This window comes from Rhizobium sp. CF142 (assembly GCF_000281145.1).
Taxonomy (GTDB): domain Bacteria; phylum Pseudomonadota; class Alphaproteobacteria; order Rhizobiales; family Rhizobiaceae; genus Rhizobium.
This window is the reverse complement of sequence record NZ_AJWE01000021.1, coordinates 1-25,450: the sequence shown is the minus strand read 5'-3', so window position 1 is coordinate 25,450 and position 25,450 is coordinate 1. Positions and strand designations below refer to the sequence as shown.

The following is a 25,450-nucleotide window of genomic DNA, read 5'->3' as shown; positions in this document are numbered from 1 at the left end:
AGGGCCCAATGACCACGATCCATCAGAGGCTGTATCGCGAAAGGCTGACATCTGCAAACACGGCGGTCACCATGGTTCCGTCCGGGGCGAAGGTCGCAATGCCACTGGCCGCCGGTCAGCCACCCGCTATCCTTGCGGCGTTTGCTGAACGGGCCCGCGCGGGAGCCGTCGAGAATGTGCGGCTCTATTATCTTCTTTGCACTGGCGTCGCCGGCACCAGTGTATTCGACTACGAGCTGCGCGACCTGATCGTCCCAATGAGCTACTTTCATGGAGGCGTCGAGCGTGCGCTCGACAAGAGGAGATTGGCGGAGGCGCTGCCCGCGGTCGACCTGGTACCCTGTCATTTCAGCCAGGTGCCGCGCTCGATGGTCGAGCATGTCGGTGTGGACACGTTGATTGCAACCGTCTCGCCGATGGACGCCGATGGCAATTTCAGCCTTGGTGCCAGTACCGACTATGCACTCAGGGTATCGCGAAAGCCCGGGCTCCGCCTGATCCTCGAGGTCAACCGCAATATGCCCTATGTGCGGGGCGATTGCATGATTCCTGTATCAAGCGTGACAGCGCTGGTTGAAAACGATGTCAGCCTGCCTGTGTTGCTCGCCGCTGAGCGCAATGAGGTGGATGATGCCATCGGGGCGATCATCGCGGACCTGGTCGAAGATGGCGATTGCCTGCAAATGGGTATCGGTGCTTTGCCTGATGCGGTGTGCTCGGGGCTTTCCCGACATCGCCACCTCGGCATTCATACGGAAATGATGACGCCGGGCCTCGCAAGGTTGGTCAGAGCGGGTGTAGTCGACAATAGTCGCAAGCAGATCCATGCCGGTCGGTCTATCTTCACTTTTGCGCTCGGGGATCAGGCCCTTTACGACTTCCTGAATAACAACCCGGCAGTTGAGGCCTACCCAGTCGATTATGTGAACAATCCCTTCATCATCGCGCAGAATGATCGGGTCGTGTCGGTCAACGCGACGCTGCAGGTCGATTTGAACGGCGCGTGCAATTCCGAGTTCGTGAACGGAAGGCAGTTCAGTGCATCCGGCGGCCAGGTTGATTTCGTGCGCGGCGCTTATGCCTCGCGCGGGGGACGATCGATCATCGCCTGTCACTCCACTGCGGCGAAAGGCACGCTCTCGCGCATCGTTCCCGCGCTGACCGGACCAGTGACAACATCGCGCAACGACACGCATATCGTCGTTACGGAGTATGGATGGGCGAATCTAAAGGGCAAGTCCGTGGCCGAGCGGGCAAGGGCGCTGATCGGGCTGGCCCACCCCGATTTTCGCGGGGAGCTGGACCGGGCAGCCCGCGGGGCAGGGCTTTGCTAATTCTAACGTCGTTCGGCGACCGTCGAGGCCGGTGTCGCCACATATGAGGAAGTGGTTCTCGTCTACTTCCTCCCCGTAGGGATCTTGGCGTCGACCCCATGACGACTTCGTCAGCGACGCTTGAGGCGCGTTACCAATGTCTTCGAGCGGCGGATCGTTGTGAGGGCTGCTCCCACCGCTATGACGCCGAGACCGATCGTCAGAATCTGGTTCTGCCCGCCCCACAATGGCTCGAGAAGCGATGCCAGTCCCGCCGCCGTGATCGTCGCCATCCGGTGCTGCTTGGCCATCGGGCCGGAGAAATCGCTGGGATTGCCGGTAGCGCGGCCGAGCTCCCGGACATAGGCTGTCAACACAGCGAAGGCGCCGGCCGCCCAGCCGAGTCCCGGCATACCGATGCCATAGCCGACGCCAGCGAATATCATCAGGTCGGCGATGCGATCCGGAAACTCGTTCCAGAAAGGACCGTCAGCCTCTCCCTTTCCGCCTTCGACGGCGACCATGCCGTCGAACAGATTACAAAGAAGGCGTGCCTGGCAGAATAGAACAGCCAGCAGCAGGTAGCCGGCACGTGGCAGGCCTGTCGTCTGTCCCGCCAGATAGAAGGTGCTGCCGGCGATTGCTGCCGCCAGCATGCTGGCTTGCGAGATCTGGTTCGGCGTGATGGCCCGTGCGGCCATCCATCGGGCAATTGCGCCCGCCCAGCGGGTATTGCGGCTCGCCAGAGGTCTCCTGTCTCCTGTCTCCATCATGTGTCGAAACCTCGTCTTGCGGAGATCGAATAATTGTAGATCGCTGCATAAGTCGTCGACACCAGCAGCGGCAGCGCGATGGTCCGCAGTATCTCCGGTGTGCCGCTCGCCGCGTGGATCGCCACGAGAATGCTGGCCGAGCCAAGGCAGGCAATCAGCGGCGGCGCCCAAAATCGTGTTGAACCGCTGAAGCGGCTGGAAAGCCAGTCGATCACCGATTTCAGGAAAAGCGTCAGGCAGGCGGATATCGTCCCCTGCACAAGACCGGCATAGAGCGGCGCCGGCATGAGATGAGCACGGTTGGCGAAGATGGCCCAGCTGCCCATCGCCAGAAAAGCGAACAGGACGTGTATCACTCCGCTGCGTAAAAGACGTTGCAGCACAACGGGCATCAGAGCGACCACCAGTAACGGGTAAGATGGAAGAAGATGGGTGCCGAGAAGACGACGGAATCCAGTCTGTCGATCAATCCGCCATGGCCTTCGATGAGATTGCCCCAGTCCTTGACACCGCGGTCGCGTTTGATCGCCGACATCACCAGGCCACCGAAGAAGCCCATCAGCGTGATGACCAAGGCGAGCAGCCCTGCCTGAAGCGGTGCGAATGGTGTAATCCACCAGAGGCCCGTTCCAATCAGCGTCGCGCTGATGATACCGCCGACAAAGCCCTCGACCGTTTTCGATGGCGACAGTCTTGGCGCGATCTTCGTGCGTCCGAACAATTTGCCCCAGACATATTGCAGGACATCGCTGAGCTGGACGACGATCACTAGAAAGGCGATCAGCAGCACATTGCGGCCCTCATATCCCGGTATCTTCAAGGTCAGCAGAGCCGGCACATGGGAAGCGCAGAAGACGCAGATCATCAGGGCCCACTGTACTTCCGCGATGCGAACGAGAAAGCGCTCCGTATCGCCTCGGAGTACCGAGATGATCGGCATCAGCAGGAAGGCATAGACCGGGATGAAGATCGAAAAGATGCCGTATTGTTCAGCCCAGAGCAGAAAATATTGGATCGGAACGACGACGAAAAAGGCTGCCGCAAGCGCCCAATGATCCGCCCTTCTTGTATTGATGAGGGTTACGAATTCGCGAAGCGCGGCAAATGAACAAAAGCCAAACAGGATCAAGACGCCGATACGGCCCGCTATGAAAGCAATGCCGATCAGGATGACCATGACCCACCACGCCTTGATCCGCGCGTTGAGGTTTTCGACAGCTGCATTCGAACCGTTCGGTGAGAGGCGTTGCTGCAATATGTAACCGATGACTGACGCAACGATGAGCACGCCGAAGATCCCGGCTACGAGCGTCATAAGATCGGAATTCGCGCCACTCATTCCCCACCGCCTACAATGTTCGGAGACAGTGCCAGGAGAGCGGCCTGCATCCGTTCGAGAAAAGCATCCTTGTCTTCGCCCGGCGTGATCTGCAAAGCGCTGCCGAAGGTAACTGTGCAGATCAGTGGTATCGGAACGATCTCCCCCTTTGGCATGACGCGGTTCAGATTGCTGATCCAGACCGGTACGAGATCGACATCAGGGCGCGCCACAGCCAGATGGAAAATGCCGCTTTTGAACGGGAGGAGCCTTGCATCGGACTGGTTTCGTGTACCCTCCGGGAAGAGAATGAGGGACGAACCGGCATCGATGGCCGAGGCCATCTGCGTGACGGGATCTTCCGTCCGCTTGTCCCTGTCCCTCGCGATCAGCACCGCATTGAAGACATCTCTGCCGATGAAGCGATTGAGCCAGGACTTCAACCAGTATTCGGCCCCTGCGACCGGGCGGGCCCGATGGCGCAGTCTTGGCGGCAATACCGTCCAGACTAGAACGAAATCGCCATGGCTGGAGTGGTTGGCATAATAAACGCAGGGTCGGGAAGGCAGCCCTCCCTCGGGCCACACGGCGCGGACCGCCGTGACCGCGCGTGCGAACAGTACGATTACTGTCGCCGCGGCCTTTGTAGGCAAAGCCTTCATTCACCGCTCTGTTGATGTTAGCCGGATCACTAACGGAAACTCTAGCATTATCATCGGCGGAAGGAAGGAGCTTTGCGGGTTTTCAGCCGAAAGGCGTAGACAGGCCGGCCGGCTCCGACCGAATGTGCAATCTCTGTCGCATGGAAGACAAGGACTGGATTTCGAATTGAGCGCATGACGCAGAAAGCCTGATCAATCTGATACCGACCCATCTGATGAAACCGGATCAGATGGGGCTGATCGCGCGATGCCGCTGGTCGAAAGTCGTCGAGCGGCTGTCGCAAAAACCGGCATCGAAGCTGTGTGCCTCACAGATCACGGTGTTGCGGAAGCGCGACCATCCTGCGGTCGCCCGCGGAAAGCCATGGGCGGGGCGCCGATGATGCGTTTGAACGCCCGGCTGAATGACGCCTCCGATTCATAGCCGAGGCGCTCGGCAATCGCGGCCACGCGCTGTCCTTCACGCAGCCACTGATGCGCCTGATGCATGCGCATGCGAGCGACATAGCGAGCAGGTGTTTCGCCAACGGCCCTGGCAAAGCGCTCCGCGAACCCAGAACGGGAAGCGCCCATCTTGCGAGCGAGTTCTTCGACCGTCCAGTCATGGGAAGGATCGAGATGGATCGCTGCCAAGACCCGCCCGACTTCGGGATTGCGAACGGCCGTCAACCATCCGGAGGCGTCGCCGCAGCCGTGCTCCACCCAAGCGCGGATGATCGTCGCGGTCAGAACATCAGCAAGCCGGGCCAGGATACCGCCAGCGCCGACGCGGTTCATATCGACCTCGTGCATCATCGCATCGAGCAGGGCAGGGATGGAGGGCTCACTGGCTGCCAGATCGCTTGTCCGCATTACATTGGGCATCAATTGCAGCAAGGGATGCCGCTTGTCGACATTGAAGCGCATGACCGCGAAGAACAGCAGGTTTTTGCTATCCGCGCAGGGGCATTGCAGATCGACGATCCCATCGCAGACAGCCTTGCGCGGGATGAATTCGACGGGCGTGGGCACTATACCGGGCGCGCTTGCAAGGACATGGGCATCGCCCCGCGGCAGCAGGACAGCATCCCCCGGGCGCATTTCCATCCATTCCCCGTCCGGCGTCTGCACAAATGCCTCGCCGGCTGCCAGAAAGTGAAACTGGGCTTCGTCCTTGGTCGGAAACGCCGTCGCCCATGGGGCAGACGGTTGGCAGCGGCCGTAGTCGACGCCATCCAGACGAAGTCCTCGCATCATTTCCGTCAGTGCGTCACTCATCGTGTCCTCGTCATTTGGACGAACGGTCATGTCTTGTGGATTTTCTAGCATAGAAACACCAGCGGGAGCCGTCTAGCCTTGTCACGACAATCTTTGGAGATGGCATATGAACATCAATCCCGAAGCCAATGGCTTCCACACGAACAAGAAGGAGGCCGAGCCGGCCTGGGCAGGCGTGGTATCGCTCTCGCTTGGCGTCTTCGGTCTCGTGACGGCTGAATTTCTTCCAGCCAGCCTGCTTACGCCGATTTCACAAGATCTCCACGTCAGTATCGGTGCTGCCGGCCAGTCGGTCACGATGACCGCCGTCATCGGCGCGATCGCAGGCCCTGCAATTGTCATTGGCACCAGCCGATTTGACCGTCGTCTCACCTTGCTCGGATTGACAGCCCTGCTCGTTGTTTCCAGTCTCCTGGCAGCCTTCTCTGATGGGCTCGCGACGCTTCTCGTTGCTCGCGGCTTGCTCGGGATCGCGCTCGGTGGCTTCTGGGCCATGTCGCTGGCGCTTGCCATGCGGCTCGTTCCAGAGCAGTTGATGCCGCGGGCGATGGCGATCATCATGACCGGCGTATCCGTTGCAACGGTTTGCGCTGCACCTGTCGGCGCCTGGGTCGGAGAAGCCTATGGCTGGCGTTCTGCATTCGTCATAGCGGCTGCAGTCGGCGGCCTTGCCTTCATCGCTCAGCTCCTCACCCTGCCTGCGATGCCGTCGACTGGCGCTGCAGGATTGGGCACGATGGCCACGGTGCTGCGTCGCCCGGCAATCAGACTGGGCCTTCTGACCGTCTTGCTGGTGGTCGCCGGCCATTTCGCGGGTTTTACCTTCATTCGGCCCTTTCTCGAAACTGTGCCACATTTTGGGGTCGAGGGGATATCCGTGGTTCTGCTGGCCTTCGGGATCGGCGGTTTTCTGGGCAATCTGTTCGGAGGCTTTGTTTCCGAGCGCAGCACGGCGCTGTCCATCGTCATTGCGGCCGTTGGGATTGCTGCGACAACATTGGCGTTAGCGCTTGCCGGCAGTCTTCCAAGTGTTGCATTTGCCGCGACCGCGCTGTGGGGTTTTGCCTTCGGAGCCCTGCCGGTAAGCGTTCAGAGCTTCGTCACGCAGGCAGCATCCGATGAAGCGGAAAGCGCCGGTGCGTTGATGTTGACCACTTTCCAGGTCGCCATTTCGAGTGGGGCGGCCATCGGTGGCCTCATCGTCGAGGCGCAGGGGCTGGCTGGGGTGTTCGGCTTTGCGGCTGTTGCCGCGCTTTGTGGATCCCTGGTGATTGGCATCCTGAGCCGAAGGACTGTAGCGGTGGCGCCTTAAGGAAAGATCATGCGAAGCGTGTCAACGCGTGCGAGAATAGCCACGATCAGGGCCGCCCGGGACGGGCGTTCCTCCTGACCGATGGAACAGTAAGGACGACGATCCCGGGACGGCTTCCGTCACATCATGCGCCAAATTGCTCCTAGTATGACTGACCCTTATCGGTCACTCGATGCAAAGGTTTTCGGTGTTCCAGCCGTTTGGCAGAGGCTCCGGACGCCGGACTTCGATGTTGTCGAGCGTGAGGCCAGCGATATTGTGCGCAAAGAGCGCCGGCATGCCTGCCGGATAATCGATAAGGCCGACAATTTTTCCGTCCGCTCCCCGCAACCAGGCATTGCCACGACCCTCGTGGCCCTTGGGCGGGGAGAGATCGGCACTTGTGGGGCGCAGGTCATATTGCCTGGCTGTTCCCAGTAAGCCTTCCTCGATCGTCAACTGAATATTACTGAGGCTCATTCCGGCAATCCCGCCGTTCCGTTCCGCAAAGAGATTGATCGGACCCTGGCAGCGCCCCGTCACGTTCTCGACGCGGACATTGGTGACGACGCCAGCCGGTATCTCCGGCCTGCGATCGAGCTGGGTAATTGTGAGCGGCTCACCCGAGCCCCAGAAACCATCGGGCGTTTCATGGCAATCGATCTCTATGTCCGAGAAGGCGACGTCTTCGATCGCTCCGCCGTCACGCGAGAAAATGCCGAGGGCGCGATTGGAATCTTGGACCTTGCAACGCGTGAAGGCGACGTCGCGGATGTCACCAAAACTCTCCGTGCCGATCTTCAATGCACAACTGTTGCTCTCGACGAGGCAGTCCGAAACCTCGATTTCCGCGCAGCGTGCGATGCCCTTTTCGCTCCGGCTGGTCTTGAGGCAGACGCCGTCGTCCGCCGTTTTGATGATGACGCGGCGCACTGCGACCTTTGCGCAGCTGTCGATGACGATCCCATCCGTATTCGGGAGTTGTCGGTTGTTGAATACCGCTATGCCCTCGACGATCACGTCACGGCAGCGCACGAGGTGGACCGTCCACATCGGCGAATCTTCGATGACAAAGCCTCCCAGCCTGATCTTGCTGCAGTCTTCGAACACCAGGACCCTCGGCCGCTTTTCGCTCGGCGTGTAGGTGCCGACGGTCTCGTCGAAGCCGGTGCTGAAGGCGCCGCCTGAAGCAAGGATCTTGCCTTCGCCGACGATCGCGACGTCATGGGCCTCCTGCGCGACGATATAGGCGCGATCGGATCCCTCGGCGATTACGCTCACCGAATTTCCGGCATAGAGCGCGTAGTCGGGGACGAACTCCAGCGTGGCGCCCGGGCCGATTGACAGGGTAATACCGCTGAACAGGCGGATGGGTCCCGTAATGTGCCTGCCCGCCTGCAGGAGAAGCGTTCCTCCGCCGGTGCTAACCAGCCTGTCGATAGATTGCTGCAGCTCAGCGCCATCAGGCTCGACTGAAATATCCATTGCTTCTCCTCTGGCTCTCGGGATGATTAAGCTACGCCATTTTATTCGTCAACAGGACGAACTAATTGATGCGGTCAATCTTGTTTGTGTTGACACCATCGAAAACTCGTATTTAATTCGTCATGGTTACGAACAAACGATCGGCCAAAGGGAGATTTGGAGGCCGGTTGTTGCCAGAGTTTGAGGAGCAAAGAAGGGGAACCCTATGAAACCGCTCAAGACATTGATTATGACGGCAAGCGCCCTGGCGATGACGATTTCGCTTGCGGCAGCATCCGAACTGAAGATCGTCTGGTATGTCGACAACGATCAGGAAGAGGCGAACACACGCGCCTTGCTCGATCAGTACACGAAACTTCACCCGGACACGACCTTCGACCTCGAGATCACCCCTTATGACGGGATGGTCCAGAAATTCCAGCAATATGCGGCCTCCGGCATCATGCCGGATTTGTCGCTCACTTCGTCGATGGAGCCGGTCATCCGTCCGTTCCTCGTCGATCTCAACAAGGAGATCGGCCCCGAATGGATCAACGACTTCGTCAAGGGCTGGGGCGATGGCGCCAAGCTCGACGACAAGGTCATCGCCGCGCCGCTACGCGTAACCTCCACAGGCGTCTTCCTGAACGTCGATGCCTTCAAGAAGGCCGGCATTGCCATCCCGGACCACGCGACCGGTTGGACTTGGGATGAATTCGTTCCGAAGATCAAGGAAGTCGCCGAAAAGTCGGGTACCCGCTATCCGCTTGTCTGGGACGTTTCGGCAAGCCGCTGGATCGTTCACGAATATCAGTACGGAAACCACATCTACACGGAAAAAGAACCTGTGAAGGTCGTCATGGACGAGGCAGCGTGGACGAGCGCGCTCGACAAGTTCATCGACATCACGAAGGCCGCAATGCCGCCCGGGCTCTGGTCCGGCGCGAGCTCGGACAATCCGAAGGAAATCTTCACAGCCGGTCAGGCCGTAGCCTATATGTCGGGAAGCTGGCAAATCGCCGGACTGGCCGACAACGCGCATTTTGCGTGGCAGGCTGGCCCGACGCCGCGGGGCACCGTCGCCTCGTCGATCTACGGAGGCGACTATATCGTGGCCTTCAACACGAGCCAGCATCTTCCCGAAGCGATTGATTTCATCAAATGGGTCACCTCGCCGGATATCCAGGCACAGTATGCCAAGACCTTCGGCATGATCCCGGCTAATCTGAAGGCAGCAGCCGTCAAGTACGACAATCCGGCCGCGACCGAAGCGATCAAGGCAATGCAGGCCGAGTTGAACGCCAGCCCGGCTTACGCTGCGACCGACCAGGCCTGGCCGCAGATGCAGGCCGTTTGGGGTACAGTGAAGACCGCCGTCACGCAGGCTGTGGCCGGTCAGATCTCCTCTGCCGAGGCCATTTCCCAGATCAAGAAGGCTGCCGATGCCTCGCTTGAGGCTGGCAAGTGACGACGGACATACTGGAAGACAGCCGTTCGGCACTGGGTCCCCATCCAGTGCCGAAAGGCCTGCGAGGCAGCCTGGCAAGCCTCGGCTGGCCCTACCTGCTCATGGCGCCGACAATGGCGCTCCTCGTTACCTTCACCCTCTACCCGCTGGTCCAGGGCCTCTTCATGGCCTTTTTCAAGCGGGGTGTGGTCGTCGTTCCGCAGGTGCCTAACACCTTGCCGCAATATGTCGGCCTGGATAATTTTATCGGGCTCCTGAGCAATGCCGATTTTCAGGTTTCATTGCTCAAGACGGTCCTTTTCGTCATCGTCGCGGTTCCACTGAACATTGTCGTCTCGTTGGCGCTGGCTCTCCTGCTGGCGCCACAGACCAGGCTGTTTGCCGTCGTACGCACGATTGTCTTCTTTCCGTCCATGATCAGCCTGCTGATCATCGGTGTCGCCTGGCGATGGCTGTTCGGCCTCAACAACGGCCTCGTCAATTACCTGCTCTCGCTGACCGGCATCGCCCCGATCCCATGGCTGGAACAGGACACGATGGCTCAGATCGCCGTCGTCATAGCCTGGGTGTGGGCGCAAGCCGGCTTCAACATGATGATCTTCATTGCAGGCCTGACCGCGATTTCCACAGATTACTACGAGGCGGCCTCGATCGACGGCACCAGCAAGTGGCGGCAGTTCACACATATCACCTTGCCGCTCCTCAAGCCGACGCTCGCCGTCGTCCTGGTCCTGTCCTCGATCGAGGCCTTCAAGGTCTACGAACTCGTCGTATCCCTGACGGGCGGCGGTCCGGGTAAGGCGACCGTCTACCTCATACAGACGATCTACGACACTGCGTTCCAGAAACCGATGCAGGCTGGCGTTGCAGCCGCCCAATCCATGGTGCTGTTCGTCATCCTGCTGTTCCTCACGATCTTCCAGTTGCGCATATCGCGGAGTGAGAAATGACACGCATCTACTCTCCCTGGCGACTGGCCTTTGTCGTGCTGACACTGTTCGTCTTCCTGATGCCGCCGATCTGGCTCTTCCTGTCGTCATTGAAATCACAACAGGAAATCTTCCAGTGGCCGCCGACCATTTTGCCGGCACAACCGACGTTGCAGAACTTCATCGACACGGTGTCGCGCGCGAAGTTCCTTATCTTCTTCCGCAATTCAGCCATTGTCTCCGTGCTCTCGGCGCTGCTGTCCGTCACCATCAGCGTCATGGCTGGCTACGCGCTTGCGAAGTTTCGGTTTAAAGGAGACACGCTCTTCTTCCTGCTCATCATGTCGTCATTGATGGTGCCGCTTCAGATCATCATGATCCCGGTCTTTCTGGTGCTGCGGGATCTCAATCTTCTCGATACGCTGGCAGGCATCATCATCGCGCCGGCGGCAACCCCGACCGGGGTCTTCCTCATGCGCCAATACATCACCAACATTCCTGACAGCCTTTTGGAGGCGGCACGTCTCGATGGCACGCCGGAATGGCGGATCCTGTGGCGGATCATCGTTCCGCTTGCCATACCCGCAATCGGCACGCTGCTCGCCTTCAATCTCGTATGGCGCTGGAACGACTATCTTTGGCCGTTCCTGATCATCAGCGATCAGGACAAATGGACAGTCCAGGTCGCGCTGGCCAATACGGTGGGGCGCTTCGGTATCAACTGGCCCAGGCTGCTGTCGATGTCGGTGCTTTCAGTGCTGCCCGTGCTCGTCATGTTTACAGCCTTGCAGCGCATGTTGATGAACGGCCTGATGGCGGGCGCAACGAAGGAATAGTGCTGCAACATGTCATGCAAAAGGGCCGCCTTTCCGGCGGCCCTTTTGCATTTGCTCTTTCAAAAGCCGCCTCGGTGGCGACCGGTCGCGAAACCTCTAGCGGATTGCGGCCGGCAGCCTATCCTTGTAGGCAAGCGCGGCGGCGGCCGGCATGCTGCTCCATCCCTGAAGCAGCGAACCACGCCCCCAGGGCGGCGAGAAATATTCGACGGCACCCATCCAGCCCTCTTCGAGGCAGGTCTTCCACCAGCGCAGGAGCGGGTAGTCCGCGCCGTCCAGGCCGTAGGCAAGCCGTTGCTCGGCATAAAGGCCCGAAAGATAGGGCCAGTCCGAGCCATTGTGGTAGCGATACGCGAAATAGGATTTCTCACGCGTATCCTTGGGGCGCTTGAACGGCGGATAGGCGCAAAGCACGCCCCAGTCACCATAGGGCTGGCCGTCGTTGTTGCGACTTTCCAGGATCTCCTGGACCTTGGCGAGCACGCTTTTCGCTCGCTCGGGGGAAACCGCCTTGAAGCGAAGCAGCGTCAGGCTGTCGAGTGTCAGGTGGTCTTCGACGAAATCTGCTTTTGTCCCGTAGTCCGCGTAGGTGCCGCCCGGTTGCAGAAGCGTCTCGTCCAGCGAAGCGCGCGCCTTTTGCGCCACGGCTGCCGCCTTCGATGCAACAGCTTTGTCGAGTGAGGCGCCGTGCTGGGCGATGACGTCGAGGGCACCGATCCACAGGCCGAGATCATAGGCCACATAACCGTGGCGGTAGACATTGTCGGCCCAATCGCGGTCGTGCCGCGGCTTGATCGGCAAGCCGGTTCCCGTCTCGTCGAAGCTGCAGTAACGATTGAAGATCGCCACGACCTTGTCCCAGTACAGGGACAGCGGTGAGCCGTCGCCGGTCGTATTGACATAGTCGCCGATCGTCAGAATGAAGAAGAGCGGGCTGTCGAAGTGGTCGCTCCACCAGTCTCCGGGTCGAAGGTGCTCCTCCTTGATCCGTGGATCTGTCAGACGCACCTTTTCCCATTCCTCGGCCTGCCCTGGCCCGGTGAGGATGACGCCACTCGGCGCCTCGCCGTTTTCCTGCACACCCCGCGCAAGAAGATCGATCTGGGCGCGGACTGCTTCCGGTTCCCGATCCAGGAGAGCCTGGAGCGTCCAATAGCCGTCACGGTAGTAGGTGCGAGCCGGCGCGCTGTATGCCTGGCCGGCGGCGAGGCCGGCAAAGGCGCCATGCTCGTCCCGCCTTATGCTGGAAAGAGCGGCATGCAGGCTCTGCGAGATCATGCTGCGCATCAGGGCAGGTGCCTCCGGCATCGCATCGCAACGCGTGACGTAGGCATTGGCCTCGGCAATCAGTTTCGCCTGGTCGAGCTCGAGCGCTGCAAGCGCTTCTTCGATCGTCGCGCCGGCGGTTACGAAAATGCCGTCCGGCCTCTGCTCCGCGATGGCGACGCCCCAACCGGTGCGGGCAATGCGGCGACCCTCTTGCCGTTCGATCGGTTCGCGCTTCGCCGTTGTGCCCCACCAGGCGCAGCGCCGGGCAGGGATGAAAGTCCGCAACTTTGCGCCCTTCAGGAAGAGCGCCGGTGCCGACTGCGCCACGTAAAGCCCTCCGCCATGCACTTCCACCCGGTTCGGGGCATAGGTGAAAGGGGCGCTCCAGCCGGTGAACGTCAGATTGACCAGCTTGCCGGCGCCCCACAGCGAAAGCTCGATCCTGCCTTCCGACCGACAATCGCCCTGCAGGCGCGGAGCCATGAACGGGACAAGCACCGGTGTCGTAGAACGAAGCTGTCCGTCATCAAGCGGTATCAGAACTTGCGATTTTGCTGGTGCGGCGCTCATCGGACGGCTTCCTGTTTTCCTGCATTATCAATTGCCGCGAGGTCGGTCAGGCCGAGCATAAGCGCCCCGAGCATACCAGCTTCAGGGCCGATCCCAGTTGCCTCTATCCGTGTCTCAAACGGCAGCAGCATCGACATGTGACGCCTGACGGCGTCGACAAACTCGCGGCGCGACCCGATGCCCCCACCCAGCACGATGAGAGCGGGATCGAAGAGGGCTTGCACGGAGGCCAGGCCGACCGACGCCGATTTTGCGAGCGTCTCGATGACCGCGACGGCTTCCTCGTCTCCAGCAGCAGCGCGAGCGAATATCTCGGCGACCGATAGCGTGCCATCGCCATACAGGCTGCGCACCGCGGGCGAATCAACCTGATCCTCGAAGAGACCAGCGCGGGCCTGCGGCGCCGCCTGATGAGGATTGGGGCCTAGCGGCAGAAAACCCAGTTCGCCTGCCCGTCCATGCTGGCCGCGGAAGAGCGTTCCACCGATGACCAGCCCCATGCCGACGCCGGTTCCGAAAGCGATAAATGCAAGCGAGTCCTGATCCTGTCCCTTGCCGAGAGTGGCCTCGGCGAAAGCTGCGAGATTCACGTCGTTCTCGACCACGACGGGGCATGGCAGGGCTCGTGCGAGCAGCGCGGCGAGCGGCTGATCGGCAGGAATGGCCAGGTGAGGGGAAAGCGAGGCAAGACCCGTCAAGGGCGATACCGCACCGGGTACGCCGACAACAGCCTTGCGCAACGGGCCTCGATCGCGATTGTCCTGCACCAGGGACAAAATCATCCGCGGAATTTGGCGCAATACAGGGGCTCCCGCGCCATGCTCGGTCGGCTCTTCGGCCTTTGCCACAATACGCCCCTGCAGATCGGCAAGTCCTACCAGGACCTTGGTACCGCCAAGGTCGACACCGGCGACCATGCCTTGAGATCCACCCGCTTCGTCCGAGCGATGGACGCTGTTCGCCTGTCGCAAGCCAGACGCAATGGTTGAAATATTTGACAAATGCAGTCCTTTTGCGATATTTGTTCGGCAGGTTGACGAATTTATTATGGCCGCGCCCGCGAACTGTCAACAAGCTGTTTGAAATCGGGGGGCTTTCGTGGAAAAAGCAAAAACACCGGTGCAACGAGAAGACAGATCTGGCGGGGTAGCTCGACGATGGTATTGACCGAAAACGCGCCTCCCGTGCTGCGACAGATCTCCGTGCGCGCGGTCATGGACGTGTTGCTCCATGCTGGACCTACCTCGCGAGCCGAGCTTTCAAAGATCACCGGCCTTTCGAAGCAGACGATGTCCGAGGTCATCAGGGCGCTGGAAGAAGGTGGGTGGGTTCGGGAAAAAGGCGTCACGAGCGGTCGCATCGGCCGCACGGCCATTACCTATGAGGTCAATGGCGATGCCGGCTATGCTGTCGGTATCGACATGGGCGCAACGACGACGCGCATCGTGCTTGGCAATATCGTCGGAAGCGTTGTCGGCGAAATCGACTATCCGTCCGACCGCCGGGGCGGCTATCATCTGATCGATCAGGTCGAGGCTATGCTTTCCAAGATGCTTTTGCAGCTGGGGATTGCCAGGGAGTTCGTCCTCGTGGCGGCGATAGCAACGCCAGGGGTCGTCGATCCTGTGACGGGTGCGCTCTCGATGGCGCCGAACCTTGCCGATATCGCCGGCATTGATATCGGCAGGACGCTCAGCCAGAGGCTTGGCTGTCCCGTTGTCCTGGAAAACGATGTCAACGCAGCCGTTATCGGCGAGTCCTGGCAGGGATGCGCGACCGCAATCGATACCGTGGCGTTCATTTCGCTCGGGACGGGTATCGGGCTCGGCGTGCTTCAGGACGGCAAGCTGATGCGTGGCGCAAACGGAGCGGGCGGCGAGATTTCCTACATGCCGTTCGGTGCCGATCCATACACGAAGGACAGTCTTGAAAGGGGCGCGCTGGAATGCGCGATCGCGGCTCGGGGAATTAGTGAGCTCTACGAGCATTCGGGGGGCGAGAAGGACACCTCGGTCAGGGACATCCTGGAACTTGCCGAAAAGAACGACCCGATCGCGGTCGAGGTGATCGGTAAGGTGTCGGACATTGCCGCGCTGCTTGTCGTGTCCGTCAATGCGATCGTCGATCCGAAGATCGTTGTTCTCGGTGGCAGTATCGGTCGCCACCCCCTGATTGCCGAAGGCGTTCGGCGAGGTATCGTGAAAGCGAGCCGTCGTGCCATCGATGTCGAGGCGAGTGTTCTTGGCGGTCGGGCAACGTTGGTCGGGGCTCTCGCGATTGGACTGAACCACGTTCACAACCTGCTTTTTTCTCCCCAGACTTTGCCGGAGCAGCGGCGCTTGCCGCCGCCGCCGCTTTGATTGTCACGCAGATCCCCGTGCCACACGACGATGTTTGCGGTACCGGAGTGGCCAGGCGCAGTGACGGTCCCGCCACCGATGACGGTGACGGTGGCTGCACATCGCCATAGGCCGGATAGCCGAGAAGAATGACCGCCAGGACCTGCGCAGGCGCGAGCAGCCCAGGACGGAGTTTATTGAAAATCCTGTCTGCAGGCGGGAGGAAAGTGATGGACGCTAATAGAAAAATACGTTCGTCATCTTGACGAACTAATTGCTTCCACGCAGACTGAGCCGAGATATGAGGAGATCCGATTGCCTCGGTGTGGCTGCGGCCGCCTCCGGAAGAAACGTCAAAGGAATGGATTCATGGCCGGTCTCAAATTGAACGATGTCAGGAAGAGCTTCGGCCATCATTCGATTCTCCATGGTGTCGATCTCGATGTGGGTGAGGGCGAATTCGTCGTGTTGGTCGGCCCTTCAGGGTGTGGCAAGTCGACATTGCTTCGCCTGATCGCCGGCCTGGAAAGTGTGAGCGCGGGAAAGATCATCATTGGCGACGATGACGTGACGGCGTCGCCTCCCGGGGATCGCGGGATCGCGATGGTGTTTCAGTCCTATGCATTGTACCCGCATATGACCGTTGCTAGAAATCTGTCCTTCGGCCTCGAAAACCTCACGATGAGCCGGGCTGAAATCGATCGGCGTGTGATGGAGGCGGCAAGAATGCTCGCGATCGAGCCTCTCCTCGATCGACGCCCGAAACAGCTCTCGGGGGGCCAGCGGCAACGCGTGGCGATCGGTCGTGCGATTGTCAGGAACCCCAAGCTCTTCCTGTTCGATGAACCGCTGTCCAATCTGGATGCCGCACTTCGCGTGCAGACACGAGGCGAGATCAGTCGCCTCCACAAGCGGCTCGGTGCCACCATGATCTACGTGACGCATGATCAGGTCGAGGCCATGACGATGGCGGACCGTATCGTCGTCCTCAATGCCGGACGCGTCGAGCAGGTCGGCACTCCGTTGGAGCTGTTTGCGGCCCCGGCCAACAAGTTTGTCGCGGGCTTCATCGGCTCGCCGCAGATGAACTTCTTCGATGGAATGCTTGCCGGAACGGGTTCTGGTCATGTTGTTGTCGACGTACCGGGCTTCGGCCGGCTGGACATTCCGGCGCTACTGGGGGATGCGACCGTCGGCGAACCTGTGGTCCTCGGTGTCCGGCCGAGCCATTTCGAACTCGCAAAGGGCAATGGCGCCGACGGTTATCCGATCCGCTTCGAAGTCGATTACGCCGAAAGCATCGGCACAGATACCTATGTATATGGCGTGGTGGAGGGCAGCGGGACTGCAACGATCGTCCACCTGCCTGATCATGTAGCGATCAAGGACCGTGCAATCCTGCAGCTTGCGGTCCGGCCCGCGCGCCTTCATCTCTTTCGAGCCAAGACCGGCAGTTCCATCACAAAACCGCCTGTCACCGCCGCGACTGTCGTTCATGCCGGCGATGTCGAGGCCTGAGGCATCCTGCCGTTCCTGAGGCTGCGCCGATGAAGCGACCGGTCGGGGTCGTTGTAATTCTATCCTCACCGGCACGATCAGCAAGATGACTGCAAACATCAGCGGATTTGTGCCCTGATGGTTGCATGCGACTTGCCGCGTAAAGCGGTGCATGTTCCCGAAATTCGTTTGCAAACCACATTAAATTGCATTAGCTTTCAACACACTAGAAAGTTATAACTTTAGCATTGCATATCGGCTTTTACTTCCTCTTCCGTCGCCTCGGCACGTCAATCGGATAGGCCTTCATGCATCCAGACAGTCAGTACATCCACGCCGACAATGCGGCGCTCATTTTCGATGAGCTGAAGTTTCGATCGCTGACGGTGAAGAACCGTCTTTTTCGATCCAATATATCCGGCCAGTTCGACGACTATAACGGTCACGGCGGGAATGCCCGGCTGAACTGGGAGGAGAAGTTCGCGCGCGGCGGGATCGGCTGCATCATTTCCTCCTTTACTCCGGTCTCCGTGCGCGGCCGCATCCTCGTGCGTTACGCGATGATCGACGACGACGATAAGATCCCCTTCTGGCGGGAGGTCGGCCGTCGTGTCCACAGCCATGACTGTCGGTTCATCATGCAGCTCAGCCATTCCGGACGCCAGCAAGACATGGGCGGCGTCGAAAACCTGTTCAACAGGGGCCTGAGTTCGACCAACAAGAGCGATTACTTCCATGGGCTGCTCGCCCAGGCGATGACGAAACCCGAAATCGCGGAAGTGGTGGAGCAGTTCGCGCAAGGGGCGCGGCGCGCCCGGGAGGCGGGGCTCGACGGTGTCGAGCTGCACGGTGCCAACGGCTATCTGCTGACGCAGTTCCTGAGTTCCGGCATCAACGACCGGACGGACGAATATGGCGGCGGCTGGGAGGGCAGGGCGCGTTTCGTGCTCGAGATCGTCAGGGCGATCCGCCGCGAGGTCGGCCAGGACTTCCATTTGCAGATGAAGATCAACGGCGTCGACCACAATGACTGGCTCTATCCCTGGATCAAGAAGGGCAACACGCTCGACGAGACGGTCAAGATCTGCACGATGCTGCTCGACGGCGGCAAGGGCGTCGACTCCTTCCATATTTCGAGTGGCTCCACCTTTCCGCATCCGCGCAATCCGGCCGGAGACCTGCCGCTGAACGATCTGCATCGCTGGTACGACGGCATGCTCTCGCAGGGCACGCGGGCGCCGATGAATTATGCGATCTTTTCCAATCCCCTGCTGGGGCGCGCCTTCCAGGCGCTCTGGCGCTGGCGCAGGGGCAAGGTCATCGAAGGCATCAATCTCGATTATGCGCGGGCGGTTTCCGAAGCGATCGGCAAGATCGATCCCGACATCAAGGTGCTCTGTACCGGCGGGTTCCAGCATGCCGACAGGATCGCCGAGGCCATCCGCTCGAAAGCCTGCGACGGCGTCACCATGGCCCGCCCGCTGATCGCCAACAACGATCTGCCGAAGATCCTCGCCGAGGCCAACGGCCCGGAGAAGGAATGCACCTACTGCAACAAGTGTCTGCTCAACGATCTCGAAAACCCGCTCGGCTGTTACGACCTCAGCCGGTTTGACGGAACGAGCTTCGAGGATCGCTACGGCAAGATGATCAAGCAGGTAATGTCGGTTTTCGAGCCGCCGACCTTCCATTGACACGCGCCATCACCCGCGCATTCGGAGTGGACTCATGAGCAGCGACAACGACCGCAAGACGCCCGTCGAGATCGCCGTCGCCCGCCATCGCCGCTGGTGGTTGGCGATCGTCGTGCTGCTGTTGCTCGCGCTCGTCTATTACCTGGTGTTCGTCAACCAGTATGTCGTCGCCTTCAAAAGCCAGAGCGAGCATTTCATGCACGGCTCGATCGGCAGCGAAACGGCGACGGGGCCGCCTTACTGGGTCTTCAAGGCCTTGCCGGTCATGTATGCCGACAAGCTCGGGCCGGAGGGCTGGGCCCGCTTCGGCTTCCTCTATGAAAAGCCTGGCGACGACCTTCCGATCGGGGTGTCGCGCCGCGTGGTCTCAGGCGTCGAGCGGGTCTGGCTCAACTGTTCCGTCTGCCATGTCGGCACCTATCATCTTCCCGGCGACGCGGTTCGCCATCTCATCCCCGGCGCACCTTCCAATAATCTGCGCCTGCAGGAATTCATTCGCTTCTTCATCGATGTCGGCCGCGATCCCGGCTTTACCGCCGACGCGCTGATCGCGACGATCGATAGCCCCAAGGTCGGTGGCGACCTCAATCTCTTCGAGCGGCTGGTCTATCGCTATGTGGTCTTCCCGCGGGTCAAGAACGCCTTCCTCGATCTCGGCAGTCAGCTCGATTTCGTCAAGCGCCAGGAGGATTGGGGCCCGGGCCGCGTGGACACGTTCAACCCCTACAAGGCGCTGCAGTTCAACTTTCCCATGGACGAGGCCCATATCAGTGATGCTGCGCTGAACGGCTCGTCCGACTATCCCGCCATCTGGCGCCAGCGTCCGCGCGAGGGTATGAACCTCCATTGGGACGGCAACAATGATTCCGTGGCAGAACGAAACCTGAGCGCCGCACTCGGCGCTGGCGTGACGCCCGTGACGGTCGACCGGGCATCGATCGCGCGCATCGAGGACTGGATGTGGGATCTGCCTTCGCCGCCGTTCCCCGTTGCTGCCAAGATCGATCAGGCGAAGGCGGCAGAGGGCAAGATGCTGTTCCTGCACTATTGCGCCGATTGCCACGGCTTCAAGGATGCGAAGGACTACAGCTACGACAGGCAGCGTTTCACGCGCCTCGGCAAGACGGTTCCGCTCGCCGATATCGGCACCGATGCGGGACGCTGGACCTCCTATACGGCAAATTTCGCCGCCGAGCAGAACCTGCTCTATGCCGGCTATCCCTGGCGCTTCAGCCGCTTCCACAAGACGGACGGTTATGCCAATCACCCGCTTGACGGCATCTGGGCCCGCTCGCCCTATCTGCACAACGGCTCGGTGCCGACCTTGCGCGATCTGCTTGAACCGAGCGTCAAGCGACCGTCCGTCTGGTTTCGCGGCAACGACGAATTCGATCTCGCCAAAGTGGGCTATCGCTCGGATCAGTCTGCCGGCGGCGATCTCTTTCGCTACGACACGACGCGGCCCGGAAATGGCAATGCCGGCCACGAAGGATATCGCTACGGCACGGAGCTGCCGGCGGCCGCAAAAGACGCCCTCGTCGAATATATGAAGACGCTATGACCCAGTCGCGATCGCTCAGCAAATGGAAGGCACGGCATGCGGTCCTCGTCTGGATCGGCATCCTTTTGAACTTCGCCTTCGTCCTGCCGCTCATCTTCTGTCCGGAATGGATCCTCGGCCTCTTCGGCATCACCGTCAACCAGCTGATCTGGCCGCGCTTTGCCGGATTGCTGCTCGGGATCCTGTCGATCTTCTACATTCCGGCGACGCTCGATATCGACCGTTACCGCGTCTTCGCCTGGCTCGCGGTTTTCCCTTCCCGCACGCTCGGCACGGTTTTCTTCTTTCTCGCCGTCTTCGTGTTCGACCAGCCGATCGGCTATCTCGCCGGCGTCTTCCTCGACGGGTCGGTCGGCATTGCGACGCTTTTCTGTCTCCTGCGCATCCTGCGGCTCGAACAGAACATCGCCGAAGGGAGACAGGCATGAGGCGTGTCTTCTCGAAATGGCTTTTCGCCGTTCTGGTCCTGCTTGTCGTCGGCGCTTTTGCGCTGTTCTTCCTGCTCTTCCGGCCGGTCGCCCAGCCGAGGACAAACGATCTTGCTGATGTCTTCAATCACGGCTCGATCGGCAATGAAGAGGCGCAGGGAATTCCCTACTGGATCTGGCGGGTCCTGCCGCAGCTCTTTCCCGAACACCTGCCGGCAAACGCCGACGGTTATGGCGCCTTCGGCCTCTACTGGCGCGCTGGCGACGAGGTTCCTGTCGGTCTGTCGGTCAAGACGCTCGGCGTCATAGAGCGCGTTGCGCCGAACTGCGCCTTCTGCCACCAGGGCAGCTACCGGCTCCGTGCCGACGAGCCGGCGCGGCTGGTCGAGGCGGGCCCGGGGACGCGAGTCAATCCGCAGGCCTATATCCGTTTCCTGATCGATGTCGGCGCCGATCCTCGGTTTACCGCCGACCGGGTGATGGCGGAGATCGGCAGGATCTACGACATGCCGGTCTGGGAGCGGGCGCTCTATCGCTTCGTCCTGGTGCCGGCGACCCGGGCGGCCCTCCAGGAACAGGGGCGGCAGTTTGCCTGGATGAAGGATCGGCCGGACTGGGGGCCGGGCCGGATCGATCCCTTCAACCCGGTCAAGTTCCAGAACCTCCAACTTGCCGATGACCACACGATCGGCAATTCCGACATGATGCCCCTGTGGTCGCTTGCCGACCTCGCCGCCACCAATACGCGCCGCTTCTCGCTCCATTGGGACGGATTGCAGACCGATCTCTACGAGACGGTGGTCTCGGGCGCGATCGGCGACGGCATGACCTACAAATCCTATGGGGGAAGCGAAGAGGGTCTTCGCCGCATTATGGATTTCATCCGCCTGCAGGGGCCGCCGCCGTCACCGTTTTCTCCCCTCAGGCCGGCAGGCGATCCCTATCATGTCGATGCCGCGGCAGTCGACGCCGGCCGTGTGATCTATACCGCGCAATGCGCCGTCTGCCACGATGCCAAGGGCGCCCGCTACCGGATGCCGATCCCGATCGTCGAACTCGGCACGGACCGCCATCGCCTCGATATGTGGACATCAGCAGCCCTCGATCGTTATGCGGCCTACGAACCGCGTTATGCCTGGGGTTTTGCCAATTTCCAGAAGACCGACGGTTATGTCGCCACAGGTCTCGGCGGCCTGTGGCTGCGCGGTCCCTACCTGCACAACGGCAGCGTCCCGACATTGCGCGCCCTGCTTCTTCCGCCTGCCGAGCGGCCGGGGCAGTTCTACCGCGGCTCCGATCTTGTGGATGCCGACAATGGCGGCTTCGTGAGCATGCCGGATAAGCCGGGGGAGCGGTACGGCACGCTCTACGATACCGGCCTTCCGGGCAACGGCAATGGCGGTCATCTCTGGGGCACGGATCTGCCGTCGGAGGCGAAGGAGCAACTGCTTTCCTATCTCAAGACACTTTGACCATCAGGAGGGGGCAATGGCAAACGTCAGACAGCGCATCGTGCGGTTTCTCGCCTGGATCGTGGCAGCCGTCGTCACGCTCGCCGTCATCGCCATTGCTGCGGTTGCGCTCATCGTCTGGTGGCTGATCGAGCCGGATGCGAGCCAGTTCGGCAATGTTGAGGACGAGGCGAAGACAGTCCATCGCAAGGTCGAGGAATTTCCCGGGGCCGGCGAGCCTTACTTCGCGGCAATGGACAAGGGCTTGCTGCTGCCGCCTGCAGCCGGCGCCGATTATCCCGACGAGATCAAGGAGGTCGCAACCGCCACCGGGCTCGATCCGGAGGCCGTCCGCAAGGCGGCGATCCGTGGACAGAACGCCTGGATCGTCTGGACCGGTGGTAACGACCGTTTCTGGGATTTCGCCGCCCGCGCAACGATCGGCTCCTTCGATCTCCTGAAGACCATCTCGTCCCATCCAACGATGGCCTACGGCCGCGACAACCGCTTCCGCTATCTCGGGCTCGTCAACGAACCCTGCTTCGACACGCCGAAGAGCGCTGATCCCGATCATTGGGGGCTGTGGATCGATCAGCGCAAAAAGGACTGCGCGACCGACAGTTTCGGCGGCAATGCCGAGGCAGATGCCCGCTATCCCGGCGTGCAGATCGGCTCGCGCGGCACCACGGTCAAGGTGAAGGACGAAGAGAAAAAAATCCCGGTCGGCTCTTATTACGGCGAACCGACGGGCGTGATGGGCCTGCGTCTCTTCCCCAATCCTGATTTCGACAGCAAGGCCGCCGAACATTGGGATGCGCTGCGCTATTACACCGATCCCTCCTATTACAACGACAAGGATCTCGTGCGTCCCTATCGCGTCGGCATGTCCTGCGCCTTCTGCCATGTCGGCCCCAATCCGATCAATCCGCCGAAGAATGTCGAGAGCCCGGAATTCTCCGAAATCTCGTCCAATCCCGGCGCCCAGTATTTCTGGGTCGACCGCATTTTCTTCTGGAACACCAAACCGCGCGCGACGCCTGGGGAACCGGCCGAGAACGAGAGGAATTTCCTCTTCCAGCTGTTCCATACGAACCCGCCGGGTTCGCTCGATACATCGCTGGTCTCGACCGATTACATGAACAACCCCCGCACGATGAATGCGGTCTACGACGTCCTGGAGCGGCTGCGCATCGGGGCGAAGACGGGCAAGGAAATCATCAAGGGGGACGAGAAGGACAACAAGCAGGCGCAGGACTATCCGCAGACCGCGGCCTTCGGTTCCCTCTACGACAAGGCGACCGGCACGGTCGCCTCGATGCGCGTCCTGAAGGACGGCGCCGATTCCGTCGGCACGCTCGGTGCGCTCAATCGCGTCTATCTCAATATCGGCCTTTTCAGCGAAGAATGGCTGCTGCACTTCCGCCCCTTCCTCGGCGGGCAGAAGATCTCGCCGATCCGCATCGCCGATGCCGAGAAGAACTCGGTCTACTGGCAGGCCACCGAGGCGATGACGCCTGACATGGCGATATTCTTCCTGGTCGCGGCCCGCGCCGATCACCTGAAGGATACGCCGGTCGGAGAAAAGGTGCTCGAAGCGCGCGATCCGGCCGAGGTCGAGCGCGGAAAGATCGTCTTTGCCGAAAACTGCGCCGCCTGTCATTCGAGCAAGCAGCCGGTGCCCGCGCCGGATCTCGGTGTCGATCAAGGCATATGCGAGGGCGGCGGGTCCGGCCCCCATTATCGCGAATGCTGGGACCGCTATTGGGCCTGGGCGCAGTCGGATGCCTTCAAGCACGGCATGGTCGATCTCGTCACCGACAGGGTGAAGATTGACAACAAAAGCTTCCTCGACGGCAACTACCTCTCCACGGAACGGCGCGTGCCGATGGATGTTGTGCGTACCAATGCCTGCAGTGCGATAGCCACCAACGGGCTTTCGGGCGACATCTGGGACAATTTCACCTCTTCCACCTACAAGTCGCTGCCGCCTCCGCATGAGGTGACGGTCAATCATCCGGTTTCGGGGGCGGCAACGCCGCTGCAGGCGGCAGGCAACGGGCGCGGCTATCTGAGGCCGCCCTCACTCGTCAGCCTGTGGTCGACCGCGCCCTTCCTGCTCAACAATTCCGTCGGCCACGAGGACAGCTATTACGGGACGGACTACTACAATCAGGACTATGCCGGCGGCTACGGCGCCGGTCGCGGCACCGCCTGCCCGGCGGCGGATGCCGGCGATCCCTATCTGCCCTGCGTTGAAAACAGGCTTGCGGTCTTCGACCGGTCGATCCGCCAGATGCTCTCGCCGCAGACGCGCCGCATGGATAAGATGACCGAGGCGCCAGTGCCGGGTTATATTTACCGGACGAGCGCTCCCTCCTGCCTCATCGTGCCGGCGGGCTTCGTGCCCGACAAGGTGAAACCCTTCACCGGCCTGCTGAACAAGGTCGCCGGCTGGGCCTTCAAGAAGGACGGCTCGATCACCGTCGGCCCGTTCCCGGCCGGTTTCCCTGTCAATGCGCTGACCAATACAGAGCTGCTGCCCGACAATGATGAGGAGAGCAAATTCGCCAATTACAAGCGCCTGATCGCCAACGGCCCTGCGCTGATCGGAGCCTTCTCCGAGCTCGGCGGGCAATGCACGCCGGAGGAACTCGCAGATCCTGCCGTGCTCGCCAAAGCCGAGAAGGTGGTGCGCGACACGAAGCTCATCGACCGCCTGGTGGGCTTGAGCAAATGCCCGGACTACGTGGTCAATGGCGGGCACACATTCGGCGCCGATCTCCCGCAATCGGACAAGAATGCCCTGATCTCCTATCTGAAGCAGTTCTGACGATGTCCGGCGGGCCGACCCACGATTATATCGTAATCGGCAGCGGCGCCGGCGGCGCTGTCCTCGCCGCGCGGCTGGCCGAAGAGGGACGGACGGTGCTCGTCATCGAGGCCGGCGGCGATCCGCTGGCCAAGACCGACGATGGCTCCGACATGCCGCTTGCCGATGCCTGTCGCGTGCCGGCCTTTCATGCCTTTGCCTCGGAACATCCCGGCATGGCCGAGAACCATTGGGTGCGCCACTACGAAAATCAGGAAATGCAGGAGCGCGACTGGCGCTACAGCAAAGAAAAGGACGGCGTACTTTATCCACGCGTGCGCGGGCTCGGCGGCTGCACCGCCCATCATGCGATGATCATCGTGCGGCCCAATCATTGCGACTGGAACCACATCTTTGCGATTACCGGCGACGAAAGCTGGAAGGCTTCGCACATGCAGGGCTATTTCGAGCGCATCGAACGCTGCCGCTACCGCTTCTTACTGTGGCGGTGGCTCGCCGCC

The 25,450-nt window shown here is 60.8% G+C and carries 21 protein-coding genes and 1 pseudogene; 14 read left to right on the top strand and 8 right to left on the bottom strand.

What is annotated here, in order from left to right; translation table 11 throughout:
- Nucleotides 1–8: 8 nt before the first annotated feature.
- Nucleotides 9–1,334, top strand: coding sequence for an acetyl-CoA hydrolase/transferase family protein (locus PMI11_RS06440; RefSeq protein WP_007814683.1), 1,326 nt, complete (start codon nucleotides 9–11; stop codon nucleotides 1,332–1,334).
- A gap of 110 nt (nucleotides 1,335–1,444) precedes the next feature.
- Here the strand turns inward: PMI11_RS06440 and PMI11_RS06435 are convergent, their stop codons facing one another.
- Genes PMI11_RS06435 through PMI11_RS06420 form a run of 4 tightly spaced genes read right to left on the bottom strand, consistent with a single transcriptional unit; the run spans nucleotide 1,445 to nucleotide 4,066 of the window.
- On the bottom strand, nucleotides 1,445–2,086 hold the full coding sequence (locus PMI11_RS06435) for a CDP-alcohol phosphatidyltransferase family protein (RefSeq protein WP_007814682.1): 642 nt from the start codon (nucleotides 2,084–2,086) through the stop codon (nucleotides 1,445–1,447).
- Nucleotides 2,083–2,478: a hypothetical protein gene (locus PMI11_RS06430; RefSeq protein WP_007814681.1), complete on the bottom strand. Its 396-nt coding sequence runs from the start codon at nucleotides 2,476–2,478 to the stop codon at nucleotides 2,083–2,085. The genes PMI11_RS06435 and PMI11_RS06430 overlap by 4 nt, the downstream gene beginning before the upstream one ends.
- On the bottom strand, nucleotides 2,478–3,425 hold the full coding sequence (locus PMI11_RS06425) for a phosphatidate cytidylyltransferase (protein ID WP_007814680.1): 948 nt from the start codon (nucleotides 3,423–3,425) through the stop codon (nucleotides 2,478–2,480). Before PMI11_RS06425 ends, PMI11_RS06430 begins: the two co-directional genes overlap by 1 nt.
- The gene (locus tag PMI11_RS06420; RefSeq protein WP_007814679.1) at nucleotides 3,422–4,066 is read right to left on the bottom strand and encodes a lysophospholipid acyltransferase family protein; all 645 of its coding nucleotides are present in this window, start codon (nucleotides 4,064–4,066) and stop codon (nucleotides 3,422–3,424) included. Before PMI11_RS06420 ends, PMI11_RS06425 begins: the two co-directional genes overlap by 4 nt.
- A gap of 122 nt (nucleotides 4,067–4,188) precedes the next feature.
- On the opposite strand from PMI11_RS06420, the pseudogene PMI11_RS37975 reads away from it, so the two are divergent.
- Nucleotides 4,189–4,308 (top strand): annotated as a pseudogene (locus tag PMI11_RS37975) (SOS response-associated peptidase); the annotation flags it as partial.
- A gap of 73 nt (nucleotides 4,309–4,381) precedes the next feature.
- Here the strand turns inward: PMI11_RS37975 and PMI11_RS06415 are convergent.
- A complete protein-coding gene (locus PMI11_RS06415; protein WP_007814678.1) occupies nucleotides 4,382–5,323 on the bottom strand; it encodes an AraC family transcriptional regulator in 942 nt (313 codons plus the stop codon).
- Nucleotides 5,324–5,429: 106 nt separating this feature from the next.
- Between PMI11_RS06415 and PMI11_RS06410 the strand changes: the two genes are divergently transcribed.
- On the top strand, nucleotides 5,430–6,635 hold the full coding sequence (locus PMI11_RS06410; protein ID WP_007814677.1) for an MFS transporter: 1,206 nt from the start codon (nucleotides 5,430–5,432) through the stop codon (nucleotides 6,633–6,635).
- Nucleotides 6,636–6,800: 165 nt separating this feature from the next.
- On the opposite strand, the gene PMI11_RS06405 is transcribed toward PMI11_RS06410, so the two are convergent.
- A complete protein-coding gene (locus PMI11_RS06405) occupies nucleotides 6,801–8,099 on the bottom strand; it encodes a polygalacturonase PglB (RefSeq protein ID WP_007814676.1) in 1,299 nt (432 codons plus the stop codon).
- A gap of 205 nt (nucleotides 8,100–8,304) precedes the next feature.
- Between PMI11_RS06405 and PMI11_RS06400 the strand changes: the two genes are divergently transcribed.
- From PMI11_RS06400 to PMI11_RS06390, 3 genes are read left to right on the top strand one after another with little or no spacing between them, the layout of a single operon-like run.
- Entirely contained in the window at nucleotides 8,305–9,546 is a 1,242-nt protein-coding gene (locus PMI11_RS06400) for an ABC transporter substrate-binding protein (RefSeq protein WP_007814674.1), read from the top strand.
- The gene (locus PMI11_RS06395; RefSeq protein WP_007814671.1) at nucleotides 9,543–10,496 is read left to right on the top strand and encodes a carbohydrate ABC transporter permease; all 954 of its coding nucleotides are present in this window, start codon (nucleotides 9,543–9,545) and stop codon (nucleotides 10,494–10,496) included. The genes PMI11_RS06400 and PMI11_RS06395 overlap by 4 nt, the downstream gene beginning before the upstream one ends.
- Nucleotides 10,493–11,311, top strand: a complete 819-nt coding sequence (locus PMI11_RS06390; RefSeq protein ID WP_007814669.1) for a carbohydrate ABC transporter permease — start codon at nucleotides 10,493–10,495, stop codon at nucleotides 11,309–11,311. The genes PMI11_RS06395 and PMI11_RS06390 overlap by 4 nt, the downstream gene beginning before the upstream one ends.
- 96 nt (nucleotides 11,312–11,407) lie before the next feature.
- On the opposite strand, the gene PMI11_RS06385 is transcribed toward PMI11_RS06390, so the two are convergent.
- Nucleotides 11,408–13,150, bottom strand: coding sequence for a GH116 family glycosyl hydrolase (locus PMI11_RS06385; RefSeq protein WP_007814668.1), 1,743 nt, complete (start codon nucleotides 13,148–13,150; stop codon nucleotides 11,408–11,410).
- A complete protein-coding gene (locus PMI11_RS06380) occupies nucleotides 13,147–14,067 on the bottom strand; it encodes an ROK family protein (RefSeq protein ID WP_007814665.1) in 921 nt (306 codons plus the stop codon). Before PMI11_RS06380 ends, PMI11_RS06385 begins: the two co-directional genes overlap by 4 nt.
- Before the next feature lie 240 nt (nucleotides 14,068–14,307).
- On the opposite strand from PMI11_RS06380, the gene PMI11_RS06375 reads away from it, so the two are divergent.
- The 8 genes from PMI11_RS06375 to PMI11_RS06340 all read left to right on the top strand — a co-directional run.
- Entirely contained in the window at nucleotides 14,308–15,510 is a 1,203-nt protein-coding gene (locus tag PMI11_RS06375; RefSeq protein WP_007814664.1) for an ROK family transcriptional regulator, read from the top strand.
- A gap of 348 nt (nucleotides 15,511–15,858) precedes the next feature.
- Nucleotides 15,859–17,007, top strand: a complete 1,149-nt coding sequence (gene ugpC / locus PMI11_RS06370) for an ABC transporter ATP-binding protein (RefSeq protein WP_007814662.1) — start codon at nucleotides 15,859–15,861, stop codon at nucleotides 17,005–17,007.
- A gap of 287 nt (nucleotides 17,008–17,294) precedes the next feature.
- Nucleotides 17,295–18,680 carry an NADH:flavin oxidoreductase gene (locus tag PMI11_RS06365; RefSeq protein ID WP_007814659.1) on the top strand — a complete coding sequence of 462 codons (1,386 nt, stop codon included), beginning with the start codon at nucleotides 17,295–17,297 and terminating at the stop codon, nucleotides 18,678–18,680.
- Nucleotides 18,681–18,714: 34 nt separating this feature from the next.
- Nucleotides 18,715–20,241 carry a c-type cytochrome gene (locus tag PMI11_RS06360; protein WP_007814656.1) on the top strand — a complete coding sequence of 509 codons (1,527 nt, stop codon included), beginning with the start codon at nucleotides 18,715–18,717 and terminating at the stop codon, nucleotides 20,239–20,241.
- Entirely contained in the window at nucleotides 20,238–20,669 is a 432-nt protein-coding gene (locus tag PMI11_RS06355; protein ID WP_007814655.1) for a hypothetical protein, read from the top strand. The genes PMI11_RS06360 and PMI11_RS06355 overlap by 4 nt, the downstream gene beginning before the upstream one ends.
- Nucleotides 20,666–22,141 (top strand): c-type cytochrome, encoded by a 1,476-nt coding sequence (locus tag PMI11_RS06350; protein WP_007814653.1) that lies wholly within the window; start codon nucleotides 20,666–20,668, stop codon nucleotides 22,139–22,141. The genes PMI11_RS06355 and PMI11_RS06350 overlap by 4 nt, the downstream gene beginning before the upstream one ends.
- 16 nt (nucleotides 22,142–22,157) lie before the next feature.
- The gene (locus tag PMI11_RS06345; protein WP_007814650.1) at nucleotides 22,158–24,950 is read left to right on the top strand and encodes a c-type cytochrome; all 2,793 of its coding nucleotides are present in this window, start codon (nucleotides 22,158–22,160) and stop codon (nucleotides 24,948–24,950) included.
- Between the two features lie 2 nt (nucleotides 24,951–24,952).
- Nucleotides 24,953–25,450, top strand: a 498-nt coding sequence (locus tag PMI11_RS06340) for an NAD(P)-binding protein (RefSeq protein ID WP_007814648.1), incomplete at its 3' end; no start/stop codon positions are given.